At 50.1% G+C, this 19187-nt stretch carries 16 protein-coding genes and 1 other annotated feature; of the genes, 2 read left to right on the top strand and 14 right to left on the bottom strand.

What is annotated here, in order from left to right; genetic code table 11:
* Window positions 1-112: 112 nt before the first annotated feature.
* Together MKY82_RS11145 and MKY82_RS11140 are read left to right on the top strand one after the other, a co-directional pair.
* Window positions 113-1105, top strand: a complete 993-nt coding sequence (locus MKY82_RS11145; protein WP_220685918.1) for a DUF1385 domain-containing protein — start codon at window positions 113-115, stop codon at window positions 1103-1105.
* A 6-nt stretch (window positions 1106-1111) separates the two neighbouring features.
* Entirely contained in the window at window positions 1112-1444 is a 333-nt protein-coding gene (locus MKY82_RS11140) for a hypothetical protein (RefSeq protein WP_071223836.1), read from the top strand.
* A 47-nt stretch (window positions 1445-1491) separates the two neighbouring features.
* Here MKY82_RS11140 and MKY82_RS11135 read toward each other — a convergent pair whose 3' ends face one another.
* The 14 genes from MKY82_RS11135 to MKY82_RS11070 form a co-directional block, all read right to left on the bottom strand.
* The gene (locus MKY82_RS11135; protein ID WP_071223835.1) at window positions 1492-2415 is read right to left on the bottom strand and encodes a patatin-like phospholipase family protein; all 924 of its coding nucleotides are present in this window, start codon (window positions 2413-2415) and stop codon (window positions 1492-1494) included.
* A 78-nt stretch (window positions 2416-2493) separates the two neighbouring features.
* Window positions 2494-4053 (bottom strand): family 10 glycosylhydrolase, encoded by a 1560-nt coding sequence (locus MKY82_RS11130; RefSeq protein ID WP_220685919.1) that lies wholly within the window; start codon window positions 4051-4053, stop codon window positions 2494-2496.
* A 116-nt stretch (window positions 4054-4169) separates the two neighbouring features.
* Window positions 4170-4595 (bottom strand): transcriptional regulator MntR, encoded by a 426-nt coding sequence (mntR, locus tag MKY82_RS11125; RefSeq protein ID WP_009591262.1) that lies wholly within the window; start codon window positions 4593-4595, stop codon window positions 4170-4172.
* 152 nt (window positions 4596-4747) lie between these two features.
* Window positions 4748-5461, bottom strand: coding sequence for a cytochrome c biogenesis protein CcdA (locus MKY82_RS11120; protein ID WP_194541856.1), 714 nt, complete (start codon window positions 5459-5461; stop codon window positions 4748-4750).
* 17 nt (window positions 5462-5478) lie between these two features.
* Complete coding sequence (locus tag MKY82_RS11115) at window positions 5479-6285, bottom strand: metal ABC transporter permease (RefSeq protein ID WP_194545121.1); 807 nt, start codon at window positions 6283-6285, stop codon at window positions 5479-5481.
* Window positions 6286-6330: 45 nt separating this feature from the next.
* The gene (locus tag MKY82_RS11110) at window positions 6331-7080 is read right to left on the bottom strand and encodes a metal ABC transporter ATP-binding protein (RefSeq protein ID WP_071223831.1); all 750 of its coding nucleotides are present in this window, start codon (window positions 7078-7080) and stop codon (window positions 6331-6333) included.
* Window positions 7081-7180: 100 nt separating this feature from the next.
* Window positions 7181-8311 carry a zinc ABC transporter substrate-binding protein gene (locus tag MKY82_RS11105; protein WP_339296104.1) on the bottom strand — a complete coding sequence of 377 codons (1131 nt, stop codon included), beginning with the start codon at window positions 8309-8311 and terminating at the stop codon, window positions 7181-7183.
* 211 nt (window positions 8312-8522) lie between these two features.
* Window positions 8523-10511, bottom strand: a complete 1989-nt coding sequence (metG, locus tag MKY82_RS11100) for a methionine--tRNA ligase (protein WP_339296103.1) — start codon at window positions 10509-10511, stop codon at window positions 8523-8525.
* 87 nt (window positions 10512-10598) lie between these two features.
* Window positions 10599-10858: a binding site (T-box leader), on the bottom strand.
* 128 nt (window positions 10859-10986) lie between these two features.
* The gene (gene yidD / locus MKY82_RS11095) at window positions 10987-11244 is read right to left on the bottom strand and encodes a membrane protein insertion efficiency factor YidD (protein ID WP_194541853.1); all 258 of its coding nucleotides are present in this window, start codon (window positions 11242-11244) and stop codon (window positions 10987-10989) included.
* On the bottom strand, window positions 11241-11711 hold the full coding sequence (locus tag MKY82_RS11090) for a Fur family transcriptional regulator (protein ID WP_339296102.1): 471 nt from the start codon (window positions 11709-11711) through the stop codon (window positions 11241-11243). The genes yidD and MKY82_RS11090 overlap by 4 nt, the downstream gene beginning before the upstream one ends.
* A 229-nt stretch (window positions 11712-11940) precedes the next feature.
* Window positions 11941-14673, bottom strand: coding sequence for a stalk domain-containing protein (locus MKY82_RS11085; protein WP_339296101.1), 2733 nt, complete (start codon window positions 14671-14673; stop codon window positions 11941-11943).
* A gap of 155 nt (window positions 14674-14828) precedes the next feature.
* Entirely contained in the window at window positions 14829-16469 is a 1641-nt protein-coding gene (gene nagZ / locus MKY82_RS11080) for a beta-N-acetylhexosaminidase (protein ID WP_339296662.1), read from the bottom strand.
* A gap of 98 nt (window positions 16470-16567) precedes the next feature.
* Entirely contained in the window at window positions 16568-17353 is a 786-nt protein-coding gene (locus MKY82_RS11075; RefSeq protein WP_339296100.1) for a response regulator, read from the bottom strand.
* Entirely contained in the window at window positions 17331-19187 is a 1857-nt protein-coding gene (locus MKY82_RS11070; RefSeq protein ID WP_220687473.1) for a sensor histidine kinase, read from the bottom strand. The genes MKY82_RS11075 and MKY82_RS11070 overlap by 23 nt, the downstream gene beginning before the upstream one ends.

The raw sequence follows: 19187 nt of genomic DNA, 5'->3' as shown, positions 1-19187 counted from the left end.
TCTCTGAACGTAGTATGCTCTTCTTCCCCTGCCCTAATCCAACTAGAAATTACTTTCAAAATTCGATACAATAGTTCATAGAACGAAAAACATGTCAGGGAGGGTGAACTGGTTGTCCGATAAGTCAACCCCGATCAGCTATGGAGGCCAAGCTGTAATCGAAGGCGTTATGTTCGGCGGCAAGCATGTGAATGTGACGGCCGTGCGGCGTAAAAATAACGAAATCAAGTTTCTCGAGGTGCCTCGCGAAGACAAGGCTTGGGTTCGAAAGCTGCGGAAGATTCCGCTTCTTCGCGGCATCGTCAGTCTCATAGATTCTACAATTAAAGGTTCCAAACATTTGAATTACTCTGCGGATGCTTATGCTGACGATACCCTGGAGCCGGAAGAACGTGAAAAACAGAAGGAGAAAGAAGACTCCGGCTGGAGTCTAAGCATGATTATCGGTGTGGCCGCCGTCAGCGTGCTTTCCTTCGTATTCGGTAAGCTGCTGTTTACACTCGTTCCTGTTTTTGTAGAGGATTTCTTTTTTGGCGATACATTTGATCACTATATTGTGCATAACCTGATTGAAGGCGTCATTAAATTAATACTGCTGCTCGTGTATTTATGGGCCATCTCCCAGACACCTGTCATTAAAAGACTGTTCCAGTACCACGGTGCCGAACACAAAGTCATCAGCGCATTTGAAGCCGGTGAAGAGCTGACGGTGAAGAATGTTCAGAAATATACGCGACTGCATTATCGCTGCGGCAGCAGCTTCATGATGCTGACCATTGTTCTCGGCGTTGTCGTCTACTCGGTGGTGCCATGGGATACCATGACGCAGCGGGTCATTCAAAGAATCGCGCTTCTTCCGGTCGTGCTTGGCGTTTCCTTTGAGTTCCTGAAACTTACCAATGCCATGCGAGACATGCCGGTACTCCGTTTCCTCGGATATCCCGGTCTGTGGCTGCAGCTTTTAACGACGAAGGAACCTACTGATGATCAAGTTGAAGTATCCATCGCATCCTTTAACAGAATGCGTGAGTTAGATGCTCAATACGAGAATGTTACAGTTCACCAATCTGTGACAGGAAGTGTGCTGGATCCCGCGAAAGGGTGATAATCCATGAGAAGGCATGCGATCATTTTTTGGACGGCGATCACGTTAGCCGCCATAGGGCTACTGGTATTCCTGTTAGATCCTGGATCAAGAATGAATATTATGATTCCACTCATTATTGTAGCTGTCGTGTATGTGCTCTATAAGTTCCCGCCTCGTCGTTTTAACAAGCGGCCTAAGGTGAAACCTTCCAAGCGAACGGCAGCTAAGCTGGCGGCTAAACATAGCACCGCACGGAAGAGCAATCCAGCTGCAAAACGTAAACAGTACCCGTTTCAGGTTATCGATGGGCAAAAAGGAAAACCGGACCCATCCGATGATGTTCCTAAATATCACTAAGAAGAAAACCGTCCAACCGTGCAAACTCATGCCGGCCGGACGGTTTTTTAATGTTCGGATTTCCAGCGGGCGAAAAACATCGTACCCGCCGTTAACCCCGAATTGTATAAATTCTCGCTTTCCTCCTTGGTCAGATTAAAATGAGTGGTACCAATGCCAAGTGTCGGAATTTTAATCGTTCGATTCCGGTTTTGCTGTTCAATATAACGTTCATCGTGAGCGGAAAGCATCGTCTCAAACATGGCGGTTAACATGCCGATCGGGCCATCAATCAAATGGGGCAAGTTACTATTCTTCCCGACCATCTGGAAGCCAAGCACTGGCAGCGGCTTAGGTCCCCCCTTCGACTCGCGATCAAAGAGCCATAACGGAAAGTTGCTGAGCAGTCCCCCATCCACAATGTATACAAATTGTTCGCCGAACGACTTGCCTTTGGCGGCCCTGCCCAATAAGCGAAGAATGACGGGATCGAAAAAATACGGAATGCTGCAGCTCATGCGCACAGCCTTGGCCACGGGAAATGTCGCAGGGTTTATGCCATATTGGCGAAGGTCATCCGGAAGCACCAGCAGCCTTCCATTCGTAATGTCCGAAGCCACGATATACAGCTTGCCTGCCGGGATGTCCGAGAACGTAAATATCCCTTTGGCAAGCAGGATTTCCCGAATCCAGTTCTCCAGGGCTTCTCCGGAATACAACCCTTTCTTAATCAACACCCGCAAGGCGGGACCGATAAACTTCGTATTAAAAATCGGCGCTCGCTGGAGAAACGAATGAAAGGGCGTCTCCTCAATAATGCGCTTGATCTCGTCTGCCCGGTAGCCTGCTGCCAGCACGGATGCCACGATCGAACCGGAGGACGTTCCGGCAACACGGCTGAATTCCATGCCGGCATTCTCCGCCGCCTTGACAGCCCCGGCAAGCGAGATCCCCTTCACTCCCCCACCTTCAAATACCGCATTAATTTGCATATAAAATCCCCCGCCTCACATGGTCTAATGACTATGTATGAGCGCGGGGGATGTTTCATACCTATGGGACGTGCCGATTTATCTATAATATGATTGCAATTGATCTTTAATGCCTAACGGATTACTTAAAATATTCTCTGCTCTAAAGAAAATGCTGCCTTTAACCTCGGCATAATTCTGATTGTACTTCAATTGATTGATGATCTCCGATGCGCTCTGCCAACCGATTTCGCTGGTTCCCAATTTGTAGGGGGCATGCCCGATCAGGAGATCTACGCCGGTTCCTTGTACTTCGCCGGCCCACCAGTCCACCAGCTTATCATAGTCGGCGGCCGGATTACTCATGCTCCAATAGATTTGCGGAGCCACGTAATCGATCCAGCCGTTCTGGATCCAGGCCCTCACATCAGCATACATGCTGTCATAAGCCGTCACGCCGGCTTTCGTATCCGATCCCGTCTTATCCATGGACTGGTTACGCCATACGCCGAAAGGACTGATTCCGTATTCAACGTCCGGTTTCACACGGTGAATGCTCTCACCGAGCGATTGCACAAATGCATTGATGTTTCCGCGACGCCAATCTGCGAGGTTTGCGTAAGCACCTTGATTGTATTGGCGGTATGCCGCATCATCTTTGAAGACCGTATTCGATGGGTAGAAGTAATCATCCAGGTGAATACCGTCAATATCGTATCCGTTCACGACCTCCATAATGGTATCGATGATATGCTGACGAGCTTCCGGGATCCCTGGATTGATGTACAGCTGCTTGCCTGTGTTCACGATCCAATCCGGGTGGCTGAGCGCAACATGGGATGGATCAAGCGATGCCGTCAAAATATCGGTGTTGGCCCGGAAAGGATTAAACCATGCGTGGAACTCCATATTCCGCTTATGCGTTTCCTCCACCATGAAAGCTACCGGATCATACCCCGGATCTGCTCCTTGAATGCCTGTCAGCACTTTGGACCATGGCACCATAGTGGACGGATATAATGCATCGCCAGCCGGACGTACCTGCACGTACACGGTATTGATGCCGACTTCCTGGAGCGAATCCAGCAAGGCGATGTAAGATGCCTTTTGCTGTTCAGCACTGGTCTTTGTTTTCGGCCAATCCAGATTAAACACGGTGGATATCCAGGCCCCTCTGACTTCATCCCCATTGGATACCGGTGGTGGAAGAACAACGTCCGTGCCTGTGGTCAGCGAGATACGCTGTGCCGCTTGGTTCCATTCGACTTGCACACCCAGGTTCTCGCTGACAAACCGCAGCGGAACCATAACCCGGCCGCTCTTAATTTCAACCGATGCATCAAGTGCTACGGATGAGCCGTTCACAAGCGCGGTTTTACTGCCGGATGTCAATTGCAGATTCGAGCCGTCCAGCCCGATCGTTACGGTCTTTAACTTCTGATTCCAAGCTACCGAAGCGCCCAGGCCTTCACTGATAATCCGCGTAGGAACCATGGTTACATTAACCTTCGGCAATATGTAAGGAGATACGTCACTGTTTAAGGTTACGCCGTCCAACTGAATACGGATAGGAGCTGCCTTCGCTTGCGCAGTTGGGACCACCGACGGGAGACACAATAGTAACATAATCAGCACCAACAACCATCTACGAAGCTTCATTTCTATTAATCCTCCGAAAATATGAAATTTGCAGGTAATCTAACTTATTAATATAACACTGGAAATATGACGGTTCAGTTTAAAAAAGCATCTGTCACAAGCGGACAGATGCCACATTACGATTCGTTGACTAATTCGTTATGAACGTCACGCAAATCCTGAAGTCGATTCTCATCGCGCTTGAAATACTCCACAAGCGTCTCAATTCTCGTAATGGAATCCCAGCTTAAATGATGCTCGATTCCTTCAACATCCCTATAAATATTTTCATCCTGTACACCTATCATCTCAAGGAATTCCTCAAGCAAATGATGACGTTCCATGAGCCGTTTGCCCATTTTTTTGCCTTTGCTGGTCAGAACCAAACCGCGATATTTTTCATAGATCAAATATTCGTCTTTGTCCAGCTTTTGAATCATCTTCGTGACGGATGAGGGGTGAACCTCCAAGCCTTCGGCAATATCCGAAACGCGCGCATATCCTTTTTCGTCGATCAACTTGTAGATGCGCTCCAAATAATCCTCCATGCTAGGTGTCGGCATCTTATTCCCTCTTTTCTATAATTACATAACCCGTGCAAAACACTGTTTTACCTGCACTAGTAATGATACATGTTTTGGAGACCGGTTGGCAAGTCCTGGCCCAATCCTATGTCAATAATGACTTATGAATTGAACCAGTCTTCCGATCGATTCTAGAATTTAAGCCACTCCGGCGTAATGCCTTGCAGCCAAATCGTAATTTTGTACATTTGATCTGTAAAGAGCAGAACCCCCATCAATATCATCAAGACGCCGCCGACCTTCATCAGCGTGCTTGAATACTTGAGAATCCAGCGGGTCGAGCCGATGAAAAAAGCCAGGATGAAAAAAGGCACTGCAAAACCCAGGGAGTACGAGGTAATCAACGGGAACCAGGTTCCCGGATCGGAAGCTGCCAGCGCGATGATGGCCGTTAAAATCGGGCCGACGCATGGCGACCAGCCTGCAGCAAACCCGATGCCAAACAGAAATGTTCCTATGTATCCGGTCGGTTTGGATTTAAAATTGAATTTCCGGTCCTTCATTAAAAACTTGGGCTGGAAAATGCCAATGAGCATAAGTCCCATCACGATGATCAGCAGCGCAGACAGCTGACGGATCAAGTCTTGATATTCCGTGAAGAACTCCCCGAACAGGCCAGCCCCCCAACCGAGGGTATAATAAACAGCAGAAAACCCAAGGATGAACGCAAGTGTATGCGTCATGGTCCGGAATCGGACCTCCTTGCGGTTCTGATCGTTCTTCAAGTCATTAACCGACATGCCTGTAATAATCGATAAGTAGGACGGGTACAGCGGTAAACAGCATGGAGATATAAAAGAAGCAAAACCGGCAGCAAACGCGATGCCGATATTAATATCAGCCATTTTATTTCAGAACCCCCTTATGTCGTAAAGCCCTTTTTGCCGACAAGCGTAATGATAAGCAGGCTGATCAGCAGCAGCACGATGGTCGCGCCGGGTGCCAGATTAAATACGCCCGCAAGCATCAATCCCCCGATTACGGCAATTTCGGAGATGATGACCGATAATACGATAGAGCTTCGGAAGCTTCTTGCCAGCAGTAAACTGATCGCTACCGGAATCACTAACAATGCGGATACCAGAAGTGCGCCCACAATTTTGATGGCGGTGCTTACGACAAGGGCCGTCAGTACCGTAATGATCATGTTCATCCATTTGACAGGCAGTCCGCTGACACTGGCGGCATCCTCCTCGAAGCTGAGCAGGAAGAACTCTTTAAAGAACATCACCACAACCGCAATGACAACGATGGTTACACCGCCCACCATATAAATATCCGTGGAATCCAGCGTGTAGATGCTGCCGAACAAATAACTCATAACATCCGTATTATAGCCCATTCCCAGGGTGAAAAACAGCGAAGCAAGCGCAACGCCGCCAGACATAATAATGGCGATTGACAGCTCGGCATAACTTTTATATGCCTTTCGCAGCTTCTCAATCGCAAATGAGGCCAGCACCGCGAACACAAGTCCAGCGGCAAGCGGATATACTTCGATCAGAAATCCGAGCGCCACGCCCGCAATCGTGACGTGCGACAACGTATCGCCGATCATGGACAGCCTGCGCAGCACGAGGAATATCCCGATAAGCGGGGCTGTAATGCCGATCAGAATCCCTCCGATCAGCGCCCGCTGAAAAAAATCGCTAAACAATATATCAAGCAATGATAACGTCCCCTTCTCCTGCTTCAAAAAGTTTGTTTCTATACTTTATACGAGCGAATGCTGCAAATCCACTTCCGCGCAGTTTTCGATTTCATGAGAATGCCTTACAAAAAACTGAATTTTTCCGTTCTGCGATACCGGCGATTCTCCCAGATAGTCTTTGACCATGTCCAAATCATGGGTGACCATCAAAAACGTCATGTGATGATGGGCATGCATATGGGTAATCAGTTCAAAGAATCCGGCCTGGGTCTCGGCATCAATGCCGATCGTAGGCTCGTCCAGTATGAGCAGATCCGGACGATTGATGAGCGCCCGAGCAAGAAACACGCGCTGCTGCTGTCCCCCGGACAGAGCCCCGATCCGCTTGTCGGCAATATCCTGAATGCGCATCACTTCCAGCGCGTCCTCACATTTCTGGTGGTCCAGGCGGTTCAAACGGCGAAACATTTTCTTCCGATTATATAGCCCGGACATGACAACTTCACGCACAGTGGCCGGGAACAGCGGATTAAACGAATTTTTCTGCGGAACGTACCCGATTCGCTCCCAGTCCTGAAACTTACGGATCGGCTGACCGAACAGTTCGATAGAACCTTCGGCGGCAGGCAGCAATCCAACGATCATGCGGAGCAGCGTCGTTTTGCCTGCCCCATTCGACCCGACAATACCTACGAAGTCCCGCTCTTTTATGGTGAAATTGAGATCCTTGATCACCTGTTGCTCGCGGTAATGAAAGGATACATCCTTGATTTGTACAATAGGTTGGTGGCAATCCTGTGCTGCCGGCTCCATAACCAGGCCGCCTTTCTCTCTGTAGTCTTTCTATCTAATATATGAACTTCATAAACATTCATAACACGAAAGAAGAGGGGGATATGCTCCCCCATCTTCCTTATTGTAAAGCCTTCGTTAGATTTTGCAAATTTTTCTCCATCAACGTGAAATAATTCTCGCCGCCGCTCGCCTGCTCTTTAGTCAGTCCCTCCACCGGATTCAATACCAAGGTTTCCACGCCTGCTTCATTTGCCAGCGTTTTGGCAAGTTTATCCGATACGAGCTCTTCGAAGAAAATATATTTAACTTCCTTCTCTTTCACCGTCTTGGTGAGGTTCACAATATCCTGCGCTCTGGGCTCCGCGTCTGGCGACAGCCCCATAATCGCATGCTGCGTCAAACCGTAATCCCGGCACAGATATCCGAACGCCTGGTGGGATACGACTATGTCTTTTTTCGGCATTTTGGATAACTCGCTTGTGAAATCCTTATCCAGTTTGACCAGCTTCTCTTTCAAGGCTTCAAAGCGCTGTTCGTAACCGTCCTTATGTTCAGGATCCACCTCGACAAGGCTGTTCTTGATATTCTCAGCCATGACCAGCGCGGATTTTGGGCTTACCCATGTATGCGGGTCCGTATGATGTGTGTCGGTGCTAGTCTCGGCGGGCTCTTCTGCGTGGTCATGGCCCGCATGATCTTCTTCAGCGCCTTCCTCATGGCTGTGGTCGTGCTCTGCTTCGGCACCTTCTTCATGGCTGTGATCGTGCTCCGCTTCGGCACCTTCTTCATGGCTGTGATCATGTTCCTCTTCGTGGGCTGCTTCCCCGTGTCCATGACCATCGTCTCCCACAGCATCAATCAGCTGGATGCCGTGACTGACTTCAACCGGCTTGACTTGCGTGTCTTTATCAAGTCCCTTCAAAAATCCCGGTACCCAGCCTTCCAGCCCGGCACCGTTATAGAGAAACAGCTGGGCCTTGGAAGTATTCACGATATCCTGGCTGCGCGGTGTCCAATCATGCGGCTCCACGCCCGTTGGCAGAAGATTTACGACATTGGCGTCATCCCCGCCAATCTCCTTCGTAAATTCATATATTGGATAAAAGGTCGTAATGACGTTTACCTTGCCCTCTACAATGCTGCCGCCGGATTTACTTCCGCATCCCGACAGGATGAGTACCGCCAATAAGATAGAGGTTACACTCCAGGTCCAACCGGTAAGTTTGTTCTCTCTCTTTCTCTTGTTCATGTTCATCTCCCCATATCCGCTCCGATCAATTAATCGTAATCTTTACTAACAAGATTATAAAAGCAGGTAAAGCCCGTTGTCAACCAAATCGTAAAATTTACTATTAATTTTCAATAGAGATGTTGTATCCTCCGTATTAAAGGAAAAAATAACGGCGTACCCTTTAACAGGGTACACCGTCTATCGCGACTTAATTCAATGAGAGAGCATTTTATTTGACAACTGCGCCGTTAGGCATGCCGTCCGGTACGGTTGCAAGCGTCAGCTGATCGCCGTGGGATGCGGCCAGAATCATGCCTTGCGACATTTCGCCTCTAAGCTTCACCGGTTTCAGGTTCGTTACGCAAATCACTTTCCGTCCAACCAATTCCTCCGGCGTGTAAAACTTCGCTATACCGGATACCACTTGCCGCTGCTCGAATCCGAGGTCAAGCTGCAGCTTAAGCAGCTTGTCCGCTTTCTTCACCGGCTCGGCTGCAATCACCTGCGCTACGCGCAGCTCGACCTTGGCAAAATCCTCAATGCCGATTTCCTCTTTAAGCTCTACAGGCTCCGCCGAGCTCTCGGCCGGCGAATCTGCTGCTGCGCTCGAAGTCTCTTCCTGAGTGGCCTTCGTACCGCCTGTCATCGCCTCGGCGATGTATGCCACTTCCTGCTCTGTATCCAGGCGAGGGAATATCGGCTCGCCTTTTTGAAGCTTCGTTCCAGCCGGTATAGCTCCGAACTGGCGTCCGCTCTCCCAAGTCGTCCATTCGCCTTCCGCCAGGCCAAGCTGATCCCACATTTTCTTCGGTGTTCGGGTCAGGAACGGCTGAAGCAGGATTGATGCTACGCGGAGCGTCTCCACCAAGTGACTCATGACCGATGCCAGCTCATTCCGTTTGTTCTCGTCTTTGGCCAGTGTCCAAGGCTGGGTCTCATCAATATATTTGTTGCTGCGGCTGACAAACTGACTGATGGCCGTCAGCGCAACGGAAAATTCCATATTTTCCATAGCGGTTTCGACTTTCTCATAAACCGACTTAGCCGCTTCCTCGATCGCTGCATCAAACGGCGTTACGCCGGCGGAGAACGCAGGAACGACTCCGTCAAAATATTTATCGACCATGGCCACGGTACGGTTCAACAAGTTACCCAAGTCATTGGCCAGGTCGGAGTTCACCCGTTCCACGAAGCTTTCCGGCGTAAAGGTGCCGTCCGCTCCGAATGGAACTTCACGCAGCAGGTAATAACGAAGCGCATCAAGACCATACCGGTCAATCATCGTAACCGGATCAACCACATTCCCCTTGGACTTGGACATTTTCCCGTCCTTCATCAGCAGCCAGCCATGGGCAAACACCTTTTTCGGAAGCGGTACATCAAGCGCCATCAGAATGATCGGCCAATAGATCGTATGGAAACGGACGATCTCCTTACTCATCAGGTGTACGTCGGCCGGCCAGTATTTGTCATACAGGCTGGTGTCCTCTGTACCGTAACCGAGTGCCGTTATATAGTTCAGAAGGGCGTCAATCCACACATAGATCACATGTTTCGGATCGCTCTTCACTTTCACGCCCCACTCATAGGTCGTACGGGACACAGCCAGATCCTCAAGACCCGGCTTAATGAAGTTGTTGATCATCTCATTCTTGCGGGATACCGGCTGAATGAAATCCGGATTCTCCTCGTAATACTGGAGCAGGCGGTCCACATATTTGCTCATGCGGAAGAAGTAGCTCTCTTCCTTCACAAGCTCAACAGGTCGCCCACAGTCCGGGCAGTTGCCGTTTACAAGCTGACGTTCCAGGAAGAACGACTCACAAGGCGTACAGTACCAGCCTTCGTATTCGCCCTTGTAGATGTCATCCTGCTTCAGCAGACGCTCAAATACCTCCTGTACAACCGTGGTGTGGCGCTGCTCCGTGGTGCGAATGAAATCTTCGTTCGATATGTCCAGCTTCTTCCACAGGTCCTTGATGCCGGCCACGATATCGTCGACGAACTGCTGCGGGGTTTTTCCAGCCTCCGCCGCTTTGCGTTCAATCTTCTGTCCGTGCTCATCGGTCCCCGTCAAATAACGGACATCGTATCCGCGAAGCCGTTTGTAGCGGGCCATCGCGTCGCCGGCCACCGTAGTATAAGCATGCCCGATATGCAGCTTATCACTTGGATAATAGATTGGCGTTGTAATATAAAACGTCTTTTTGTCTGCCATTGTAACCTTCCTTTACCGTGAAATGGATTGTTTGTATCAGGCAATCTCTTTACGAAAACAGCAGTAAATAGCAAAAAACCCCCGTCCCCATGGGACGAGAGTTGTTCTCACGTGTTACCACCCAAATTCCCTGTCCCCTTACGGGTAACAGGCTCATCTGCCGTCATCCGGCCGTCCATTAACGCTGGCTCACGCCGCTCCTTTACGGCAGCCTTCATACCCCGACTGCAGCGCTCAAAAGCGGATCCTCCAAGACCATTTTCCGAAATTCGCCAAGACCGGTTTCCAGCAGCTCCGGCTCTCTGTTCAAGGCAAGCTTTCCGTACTTATCTCTTCCTCGGATATACCTATAATTTCTTACATTTTAATCAAACGGGCTGCGGCGTGTCAAGATGAGCCGCGGTCCGTCGAATGGCTATGACCTATAAGACAGGATGCATTCCGTTTCGTATCCGCTAGGATACCCCAAAAAACGCTATTTCTCTGTCCATGAAGACGACATCTTATCCTTGCGCGGCGGAACCATATCAATGCCGCCTGGATGAAACGGATGGCATCTTGCTATTCGCTTGGCCGCCAGCCAGGAGCCCTTGAGCGCGCCGTGCACCTCAATCGCTTCAAGAGCATAGGCCGAGCAGGTTGGATAGAATCGGCAAGTCGCCGGTTTCAACGGAGAGATGAATTTCCGATAGAAGTGTATCGGCACCTTCACCACCCTGCGCGCTGTGCTCATGCCCGGCTATCCCGCTTTCCTGCACTGGCTGATGAAGTTTCATTATCCGCATTGTCCTTGCCGCAGTCCCGGCAGTAGCCGAACACTTCGAATTTATGCTGAACCACCTGGAAATCATCCGGCGCATCGGTCAACTGCATCGGGCAAAACGTAATCGGGTACGTCTTCTGGCACTGCAGGCAGATCATGTGATGATGGTGATGTTCTTCGCTACAGCGTCCTCGAAACTTGATGCCTTCCTCGAACACAACCTGCTCCAATACGCCAAGCTCGTACAATACCCGAAGATTCCGATAGACCGTATCGAAGCTCAAACCGCTGTACTTCCGGCCCATATATTCGTACACATCCTTGGCCGTCAAATATCCAGGATGTTCCCCAAACAATTTGGCAAGTGTCTTGCGCTGATCAGTAATGCGCAGCCCATGTTCCGACATGGCGTCGATGATCTGTTCCGTCGTAAGCATACGGAGGTAACCTCCTCTACTTGAAGATACTCTCTTCTTATAATGCCTGAAAAATAAGGCAGCGTCAATGAAAGCGGTTCTGTATAGGCTAAACGCCTGCAAGGTACCCGCCAGTGGAAAATAGATGCCTGGGATATGACATGATCCCTCAGCAAGAACCAACAAAAAGGACAGCCCTAACCATGTTCTGGCTAAGAAGGCTGTCCCGTTGCTATACATGATGAATGGATTAGTTCTTTAATTGCGGAAGCGGCTGGAGCAGGATGTTGATTGGCAGACTGCTTCCCGGCGCCGCCGTAAACAGGATTTCCACGGTCTGCTCGTAATTCCCCGTACGATAGAGAACGGCAGCTTCATTCGGCGCAGATACGGCGCCACCGCTTGTATTCGGCGTCTGAATGATATTTCCGTTCACCATCATCGCACCCATGTACTTGCCTCCGCGCGGATTCAGCGTGATCAGCGTATTGGGTGCTACGCGGTGCAGCTTGATTTTGTACAGCACACCGAAGTTCCCGGCATTGGATTGATATGAACCGTTAATGCCGTCATACCCTTCCAGATTCGGATCGTTTGTCTTGTCGCCGAGCGCGAGACGGGTAGGCGTGTCGCCAACCAAGTCATAGGATTCAATAATCCGCGTCGAGTCCGGATACGTTCCCCGGTTATGCACGCCATCGCTCGGATGGAGTTTCAGGTAAGGCAGCTTTTGAATCGGATCCTTGGCTTCATCAATCATGATGACATCATATCGGATCGGCGAGTCGGAATAGAGATCAGCAAACATGGAGAGCACCTGCTGATTCTTCAAGGTTTGCGCGCTCAAGTCTTGCAAAATGATCCGGCTTTCCCCAGGGGCGAGCGAGATCGTCTTGAATGCATCCGCTGACTGCATGGACTCGAGGTAACGCTGGACAGCCGCTTTACCCGTGGCTGTCGGGATATTGATCGGACCGCCCAAACCGGTATATTCGGTGGTCAGACGCGCCGTCATCGTGTTGATGTTGGTAGCGACGACATACATCTTCATATTCTTCCCGGTAGCGTTCAAGTGGTGAATCATGAATCGCGTGCTGGCATTGCCGACCTCACGGTAGACAATCCCCTCTTGATAGACGGTTTCCGGAGAGTTGCTGCGAATCAACAGATACGGTTCGGAGCTTCTCGTAATCGGCATCAGTTTCCATGTCGGCACAGCTGATCCGTCAAAGGTGTATTTGTCGCCGATGCCCGTAAATAATTGATTGAATTGATCGCGCGTATACAACACTTCACTCGTTACGTTGATGATCTTCTCGTATGAGCTGGTCGCTCCATGTTTATCGGTAACAATGAGCAGCACCTTATGCGTTCCTGCCGTAAAAAAGGCCTGATCGTTGTTTTCCCACTTATACGTAAGCTCATCGCCAGGATCGTTGTCATAACTCATATTCATGTACGTTATTTTCTCACCGATCTTATATTCCTGTTTGTCCGTTTCGAACATGGCAACAGGGGGCGTATTCGGTGCGGTTACTTGAATGCTCAATATATACGGGTCGCTCCACTCCCCGCTGGAATCCTGTACCGAGTAGGAAACCGTATGCACGCCGGGTTCGTCAAAAATCTCTTCCCGGCCTTCCCAATGCTCGTCAACAATAGCCAGTCCCGTCGGAGAATAGGCATTCGTCTTATACGTAACCGTTGTTTGTCCGGCAAGAATCTCGCCAGGCTGCACCGTGAAGGAAGCTACCGGCTTTGAGCTCAGGCTAAGGATAACCCGTTTGTTCGGCTGGTCCACCCGATAACTAATGTCCAGCGCCTGCGTAATGCTGGTCAGCGGCACCATGAATGTATTGTTGGACTGATAAGCCGGTCCCTTCATTGATTTTCTGACCCCGTTCACGGTGTATACGCTGCTGTTCGTCTTAAAACGAAGCTCATCGTTACCGCGGATAATAATCGTTTCCTTTGTCTTTCCGTCATAGGTCAGCTTCAGGCCGACACGATCAACGAGGGAGCGAATAGCAACATAGGATACGCCATTCTTGACTGCCATTGGCTGACCTGCCGTATAAGCTTTCCCGTTCTGATACATCTTGTTGCTGTTCATCATCAGGATGAGGTCATTCGGACCCAGGTTCGGTATATTCGGAACCTCGCTGCCAGATCCCCCGCCGTTATTTCCGCCTGGCTGTTGGCCGTTACCGTTGCCCATACCGGATAAATCAAGAACAACCTTCTTCTCGGGCTGGTTTACCCGGTATGGAATATCAAGAGCTTGCGTGATCGCGGTTAACGGAACCATAAACACGTTGCTGCTCTGGTAAGCAGGGCCTTTCATTGGGCGTACCTGTCCGTTGACCTTATAATTGCTGCTTCCTGTCGTAAACCGAAGTTCATTGCCATCCTTAAGGATGATGGTTTCCTTCGTTTTGTTATCGTAAGACAGCTTCAGTCCTGCACGTTCAACCATGGCGCGAATGGCGACATAGGATACCCCTTGCTTCACAACCATCGGCTGACCCGCTTTGTATTTCTTGCCGTTATGGTACATCACATTGCTGTTCATCAGCAGCACAAGTTCGTTAGCCGAAACATGGGAAGTGCTGACTTCGGGCTTGTCTCCGGATGGGCTGCCCTCTTCGTTCTCTGATACCTCATTATCGGAAGGATCGTTATCCGTGTCCTCCTGCTCCTGCTGTTCATTTGGGGCAGAAGGTTCGGCATTCGGATCGCTAATCATGCCTTCAACTGAATCAGAAGGTGTTTCCTTTGGCGTTGCCGATGTTTCCTCCGCTTGCTGCATGTCCGTCTGTTGTTCTCCACTCTGCTGGCTTTGTCCTTCCACCGGGGACTGCAGCGCTGATTGGCTATTTAGCGCCGGAGCTGTAATATCCGGTGATTCAGCTGCCGCGGGAAATGCCATGGATACCTGTGCCGCGGCAAGGACTGTAATCATCGAGATTCTCTTGAAATTCATTCTCTACTCCTTTAAAACACTCAGTATAGTCTGTCTGCCTCTATTGGACATACTATTAGACGCGAAGTTTCCCGAAAAGTTGCTCAGAAATGGCTGGAAAATAGGAAAACCGGAGCATTCCTGGGTAGGAAGACTCCGGTTTGAGCAACCCTTATTCAATTGTTGACATAGTCCTGATTACCGCTCCAACCTAGCGGATAAGCCTCGCTGATCCCTACCGGGAGCTTACCCTCCGGTTTAACCTGTCCTATCAAGACGCCCGCGGTTGCATTCATATAATAAGGCGTGTTCTCGTAGCTGCACAAATACGTCGGAACCGGGGGAAGATCATTGATATCATAAGGATTACGGGTAGCGACGATAACAAGGGCCACATCCTCAAGTTCAGCCAGCTTGTTCACCAGCTTCTGCTGGCCGGCGGGAAGACGGCTCTCGGAAGTGTACGTGGCTACCACAATCTGTTTATATCCTTCGGCTGCCTTAACGGCCTGCTCGACCTCTTCATCGGACATATCGGTTCCGACACGCAGATCGTCTGCCGGAACCCCGTAACATCTTAAGGCATCCCCCAAGGTATAGCTCATGCTCCATGCTTCATCAACCTGGGTTGCCGAAAGCAGTTCCGGCCAGATCACGGCCACAGCCTGCGCCGGCTTAAGAGGCAGCTGCCCTTCGTCTTTCACCAGCGTGATGCCTCTGCCTGCGATTTGAGCCAGCAATTGTTTGGTCTCTTCCGCCACCTCGCCAATCGGGTAGACCGGAAGCTCCTCTGCGAGCATCGCATTACGCTGCTTAAGCGCCAATATCCGCTCTACAGCCGTATCGATCAGATTCTCTGAAAGCCTTCCGCTGCGGACAGCTTCAATGACGGCCGTAATCGCCGCCGTCTGCTCGGATAGATTGTGGCTGACCAGTACGCAGTCCGCACCCGCTGCGATCGCGCGTATCGCGCCCTCCGGAATCCCGTACTCTTTGGAGATCGCATGCATCTCAAGGCAGTCCGTTATGATCAGCCCTTCAAACCCCATCTCTTCCCTCAGCAAACCCGTTAACACGGCATGAGAAAGCGTTGCCGGCAGATCACTCGGCTCTATCGCCGGGAAACTGACGTGAGCCGTCATAATGGCGTCCACACCGTCCCGGATCGCTTGCGCGAACGGATACAATTCCACGCTGCGGAGCCGTTCCAGATCATGCGGTACAGAAGCCCGCCCGAGATGTGAATCGACGCTCGTATCGCCATGTCCCGGGAAGTGCTTGGCCGTAGCGGACACGCCTTCTTCCTGATATCCCTTAATGGCCGCAGCCCCAAGCGCGGCAACAGCTTGGGGATCTTCGCCGAAGGAACGCACGCCGATGACCGGATTACGAGGATTGTTGTTCACGTCGAGGCAAGGAGCGAAATTCATGTTCACGCCGAGTGAACGCAATTCGCGCGCCCCGATTTGCGCTACCCTGTACGAATCCTGCGCGCTGCCCGCTGCTCCAAGCGCCATATTTCCCGGAATGCGGCTGATGCCTTCATGATCAATCCGGGCAACCATACCGCCCTCCTGATCTATTGAGATCAGAAGCGGGAACTTTTGGCGGTCCGATGCGAGCTGCTGCAAGGACTCTGACAGTTCGGCAAGCTGAGGCAGCGTTTTCACGTTCCGGCGAAAATAGCAGATGCCCCCGACCTGATATTGTTCGATCAGTATTTTGGCGTGCTCATTCGGCGTCAAGGCGTTGAAGCCGCATATAAACATTTGTCCTACCTTTTGTTCTAACGATAAATCTGCTGCCGTCCATTTCATTGATCTCATACCTACTTTCTATCCATTTAAAGGACTTTGCAAGCCAAGCGGGTTAATCTAGCGATGACTGTAGCAGCCTGCATGGGCCCTATCAAAACCTATACCGTTGCCTCTCCGGACATTTCCCGGAATTCGGATGGCGTCATGCCGGTGGCTTTTTGAAATACCTTGGTAAAATACCGACGCTCATGATAACCGACAAAGGAGCCGATCTGCGCTATGTTCTTGTCGCTGTTCACTAACAGGAACTTGGCCGCCTCCATCCGCTGTCTCGTCAAGTACTCCACGAAGGTAAACCCTACATGGTTCTTGAACAATAAACAGAAGTAACTGGAGCTGATCCCTAAATGCTCCGAAAGCTCCTCAATCCCCAAATCCTGTCCCATATGGGTATTGATATACTCCAGAGCAGACGTTACCAATTGCTCCGGCGTTTTCTTAACCGCTTCAGGATTCGGAGCCTCATCGATTAGCGAAACGGTATTGTAATACTTCTCTTTCGCCCTCTTCTTGCGGATCTCCTCCCCGATCTCTCGAATCTTCATTTCAAGCTCACCGTAATGAATCGGCTTGCTGATATAATCCTTGACGCCCAGCTTAATTGCTTCCCGGGCATATTCAAACTCCTGATATCCCGTTAACAAAAAAATTTCCGCCCGGCTTCCTTTCTCCCGAATCTTCGTAATAAAGGTCAGTCCGTCCATGACGGGCATCCGGATATCACACAGAATCAGATCCGGGTTATACTGATCCGCTACTTCAAGTGCTTCCATCCCGCTTCGGGCAAGTCCGACAACCTTCATGCCCATCTCTTCCCAAGGCAGAACCTTGCTGAGATTGTTCAGGATTGGAGCCTCATCGTCAACTAATAATGCCTTCAACATGCTGCCCTTCCCCCCTGTCATAATTGGGTATGACGCATTGTATAACGGTGCCGCCGGGGCGGCTTGAGCATATGAATAGACCGTAATAATCCCCGTACTGAATGCGAAGCCGGTCAGCCACGCTCCGCAGTCCAAGTCCCCGTCGTTCCTGGTTCACTTTGAGATTCTGCATCGTCGTCTGTTCCGATCCGTTATCCTCGGACACCATATATTCAAACATGGACAACTGCTCTGAGGTCATGCCGAGCCCGTTATCCTCTACCCGAATGATGACATTACCGAGTTCCTTCCATGCAGAGATGCGTATCCATCCTGTATAAGAAATCCCTTCAAAGCCATGCTGTATGCTGTTCTCAACCAGCGGCTGCAGCGTCAGCTTCAAGATGCGGCTGTGCATAAGCTCTTTCGGCACGTCAATCTCGTATTCGAACAGGTCCTCGAACCGAAACTTCTGGATTTCAAGGTAGCTCTGCAAGTGCTTGATTTCTTCATCCAGCGTAATTTCTTCCTTCTCCTGTATACTGATCCGCAAGATGCTGGCAAGCCGGTATACCATTTCGCTGACCTTGCGTCCTTCATTCTGTACAGCGAGAACGTTGATCGATTCCAAGGTGTTAAAGAGGAAGTGCGGCTTAATCTGCGCTTGCAGCACACGCATCTCCGCGTCGGTCTTCTGCCTCTGCTCCTTTTTGATCTGCGCAAACAGATTGTTGATCCGGTTCATCAAATTGTTGAACCCTTTCGACAGCAGCAGCAGCTCATCCTCTCCCTTCTCTTCAACTCTCGCATTCAAATCCCCATCTTCCACGCGGCGCATAAACCGTACGATGACTGCGATCGTCCCGGTAATCCGATTCATGAACAGGCGGTTGAACACAATCGCCGTAACCAGACAGAGGCCCATAATGACGAAGAACCACTTGGCAAAAGAAGTCACTTCTTGTGAGAGCGAGTTCCAGCTGGTCACCGAGACGAGATTCCAGCCGTAATCATTCAGATGATAGATGGAGACAATATTCTCCTTACCGTTAAACTTGGCTTTAAAACTTTGGTAGCCTTGCTTAAATTCAACGTCACGCTTCATATATTGACTAATATTTTGGCCATCCATATCGTTATTTGGATCAAATAAAATGAAGCCTTCATTGTTGACCAACATAAACGATGTATTCTGCAGATTGTTAGGCAGTGTCAGATGACGGAAAATTTCTTCAAACTCCCACCTCTTGATCTGGACGACCAGGATCCCCAGCTTGCGGAGTGTCGTCACGTCCTTAATCAGCCTGATCTGGGTAAATACCGGCTCCGCCCCCGTCAATTCCGGAAATTCGTGCGGAGCCAGCCATTTGGGGATTCCGTTAAGCTGCACAACCTCTTCGTATAAAGGACTGTTCTTAAACTGCTCATAGGGCAGTGTTCTGAAATCCTCTTTACTGAATATCGGAATCGGCGATGACTCTTTATTGAAATGATATAAAAACGCATAACTGATGGCTGGGTGATTGTATAGTAGATTCCGAAAGTTTCGCTGTCTGTCGTTCAGTTTCAGCTGTTCCGCATTGGATTCCTTAATCAGGTTTTGATCATCGGGATTCTTGGCATTCAGCGCCATGGCAAAGACGGAGGTGGCAATCCCGTTATCCGTGACATACTCCATCTCCTTGAACACGCTCAGAATGCTGTAGCTGATCGCTTTTAGCGAATATTCAGCCTGCTGGCTGTACTTTTTCTCAATCGAATTGTACGTAATAAAGAATGTAAATAGGCCCAGCACAAATAACGGAATAATAATAAGCCCCAAAAAGGCCGTGAATAGTTTGTTCCGCAAATTCAT

The sequence above is a fragment of the Paenibacillus sp. FSL W7-1279 genome (genome assembly GCF_037969845.1).
Taxonomy (GTDB): domain Bacteria; phylum Bacillota; class Bacilli; order Paenibacillales; family Paenibacillaceae; genus Paenibacillus_AQ.
Note: the sequence above shows the minus strand (reverse complement) of the source record. Positions and strands in the feature narration are given on the sequence as shown.

Excerpts from the sequence above, each read along its gene's own strand:
- MKY82_RS11140 (WP_071223836.1), top strand. The coding sequence starts at position 1,112 with ATGAGAAGGCATGCGATCATTTTTTGGACGGCGATCACGTTAGCCGCC.
- MKY82_RS11135 (WP_071223835.1), bottom strand. The coding sequence starts at position 2,415 with ATGCAAATTAATGCGGTATTTGAAGGTGGGGGAGTGAAGGGGATCTCG.
- MKY82_RS11130 (WP_220685919.1), bottom strand. The coding sequence starts at position 4,053 with ATGAAGCTTCGTAGATGGTTGTTGGTGCTGATTATGTTACTATTGTGT.
- mntR (WP_009591262.1), bottom strand. The coding sequence starts at position 4,595 with ATGCCGACACCTAGCATGGAGGATTATTTGGAGCGCATCTACAAGTTG.
- MKY82_RS11120 (WP_194541856.1), bottom strand. The coding sequence starts at position 5,461 with ATGGCTGATATTAATATCGGCATCGCGTTTGCTGCCGGTTTTGCTTCT.
- MKY82_RS11110 (WP_071223831.1), bottom strand. The coding sequence starts at position 7,080 with ATGGAGCCGGCAGCACAGGATTGCCACCAACCTATTGTACAAATCAAG.
- MKY82_RS11105 (WP_339296104.1), bottom strand. The coding sequence starts at position 8,311 with ATGAACAAGAGAAAGAGAGAGAACAAACTTACCGGTTGGACCTGGAGT.
- metG (WP_339296103.1), bottom strand. The coding sequence starts at position 10,511 with ATGGCAGACAAAAAGACGTTTTATATTACAACGCCAATCTATTATCCA.
- yidD (WP_194541853.1), bottom strand. The coding sequence starts at position 11,244 with ATGAGCACAGCGCGCAGGGTGGTGAAGGTGCCGATACACTTCTATCGG.
- MKY82_RS11090 (WP_339296102.1), bottom strand. The coding sequence starts at position 11,711 with ATGCTTACGACGGAACAGATCATCGACGCCATGTCGGAACATGGGCTG.
- MKY82_RS11085 (WP_339296101.1), bottom strand. The coding sequence starts at position 14,673 with ATGAATTTCAAGAGAATCTCGATGATTACAGTCCTTGCCGCGGCACAG.
- nagZ (WP_339296662.1), bottom strand. The coding sequence starts at position 16,469 with ATGAAATGGACGGCAGCAGATTTATCGTTAGAACAAAAGGTAGGACAA.
- MKY82_RS11075 (WP_339296100.1), bottom strand. The coding sequence starts at position 17,353 with ATGTTGAAGGCATTATTAGTTGACGATGAGGCTCCAATCCTGAACAAT.
- MKY82_RS11070 (WP_220687473.1), bottom strand. The coding sequence starts at position 19,187 with ATGAATTTGCGGAACAAACTATTCACGGCCTTTTTGGGGCTTATTATT.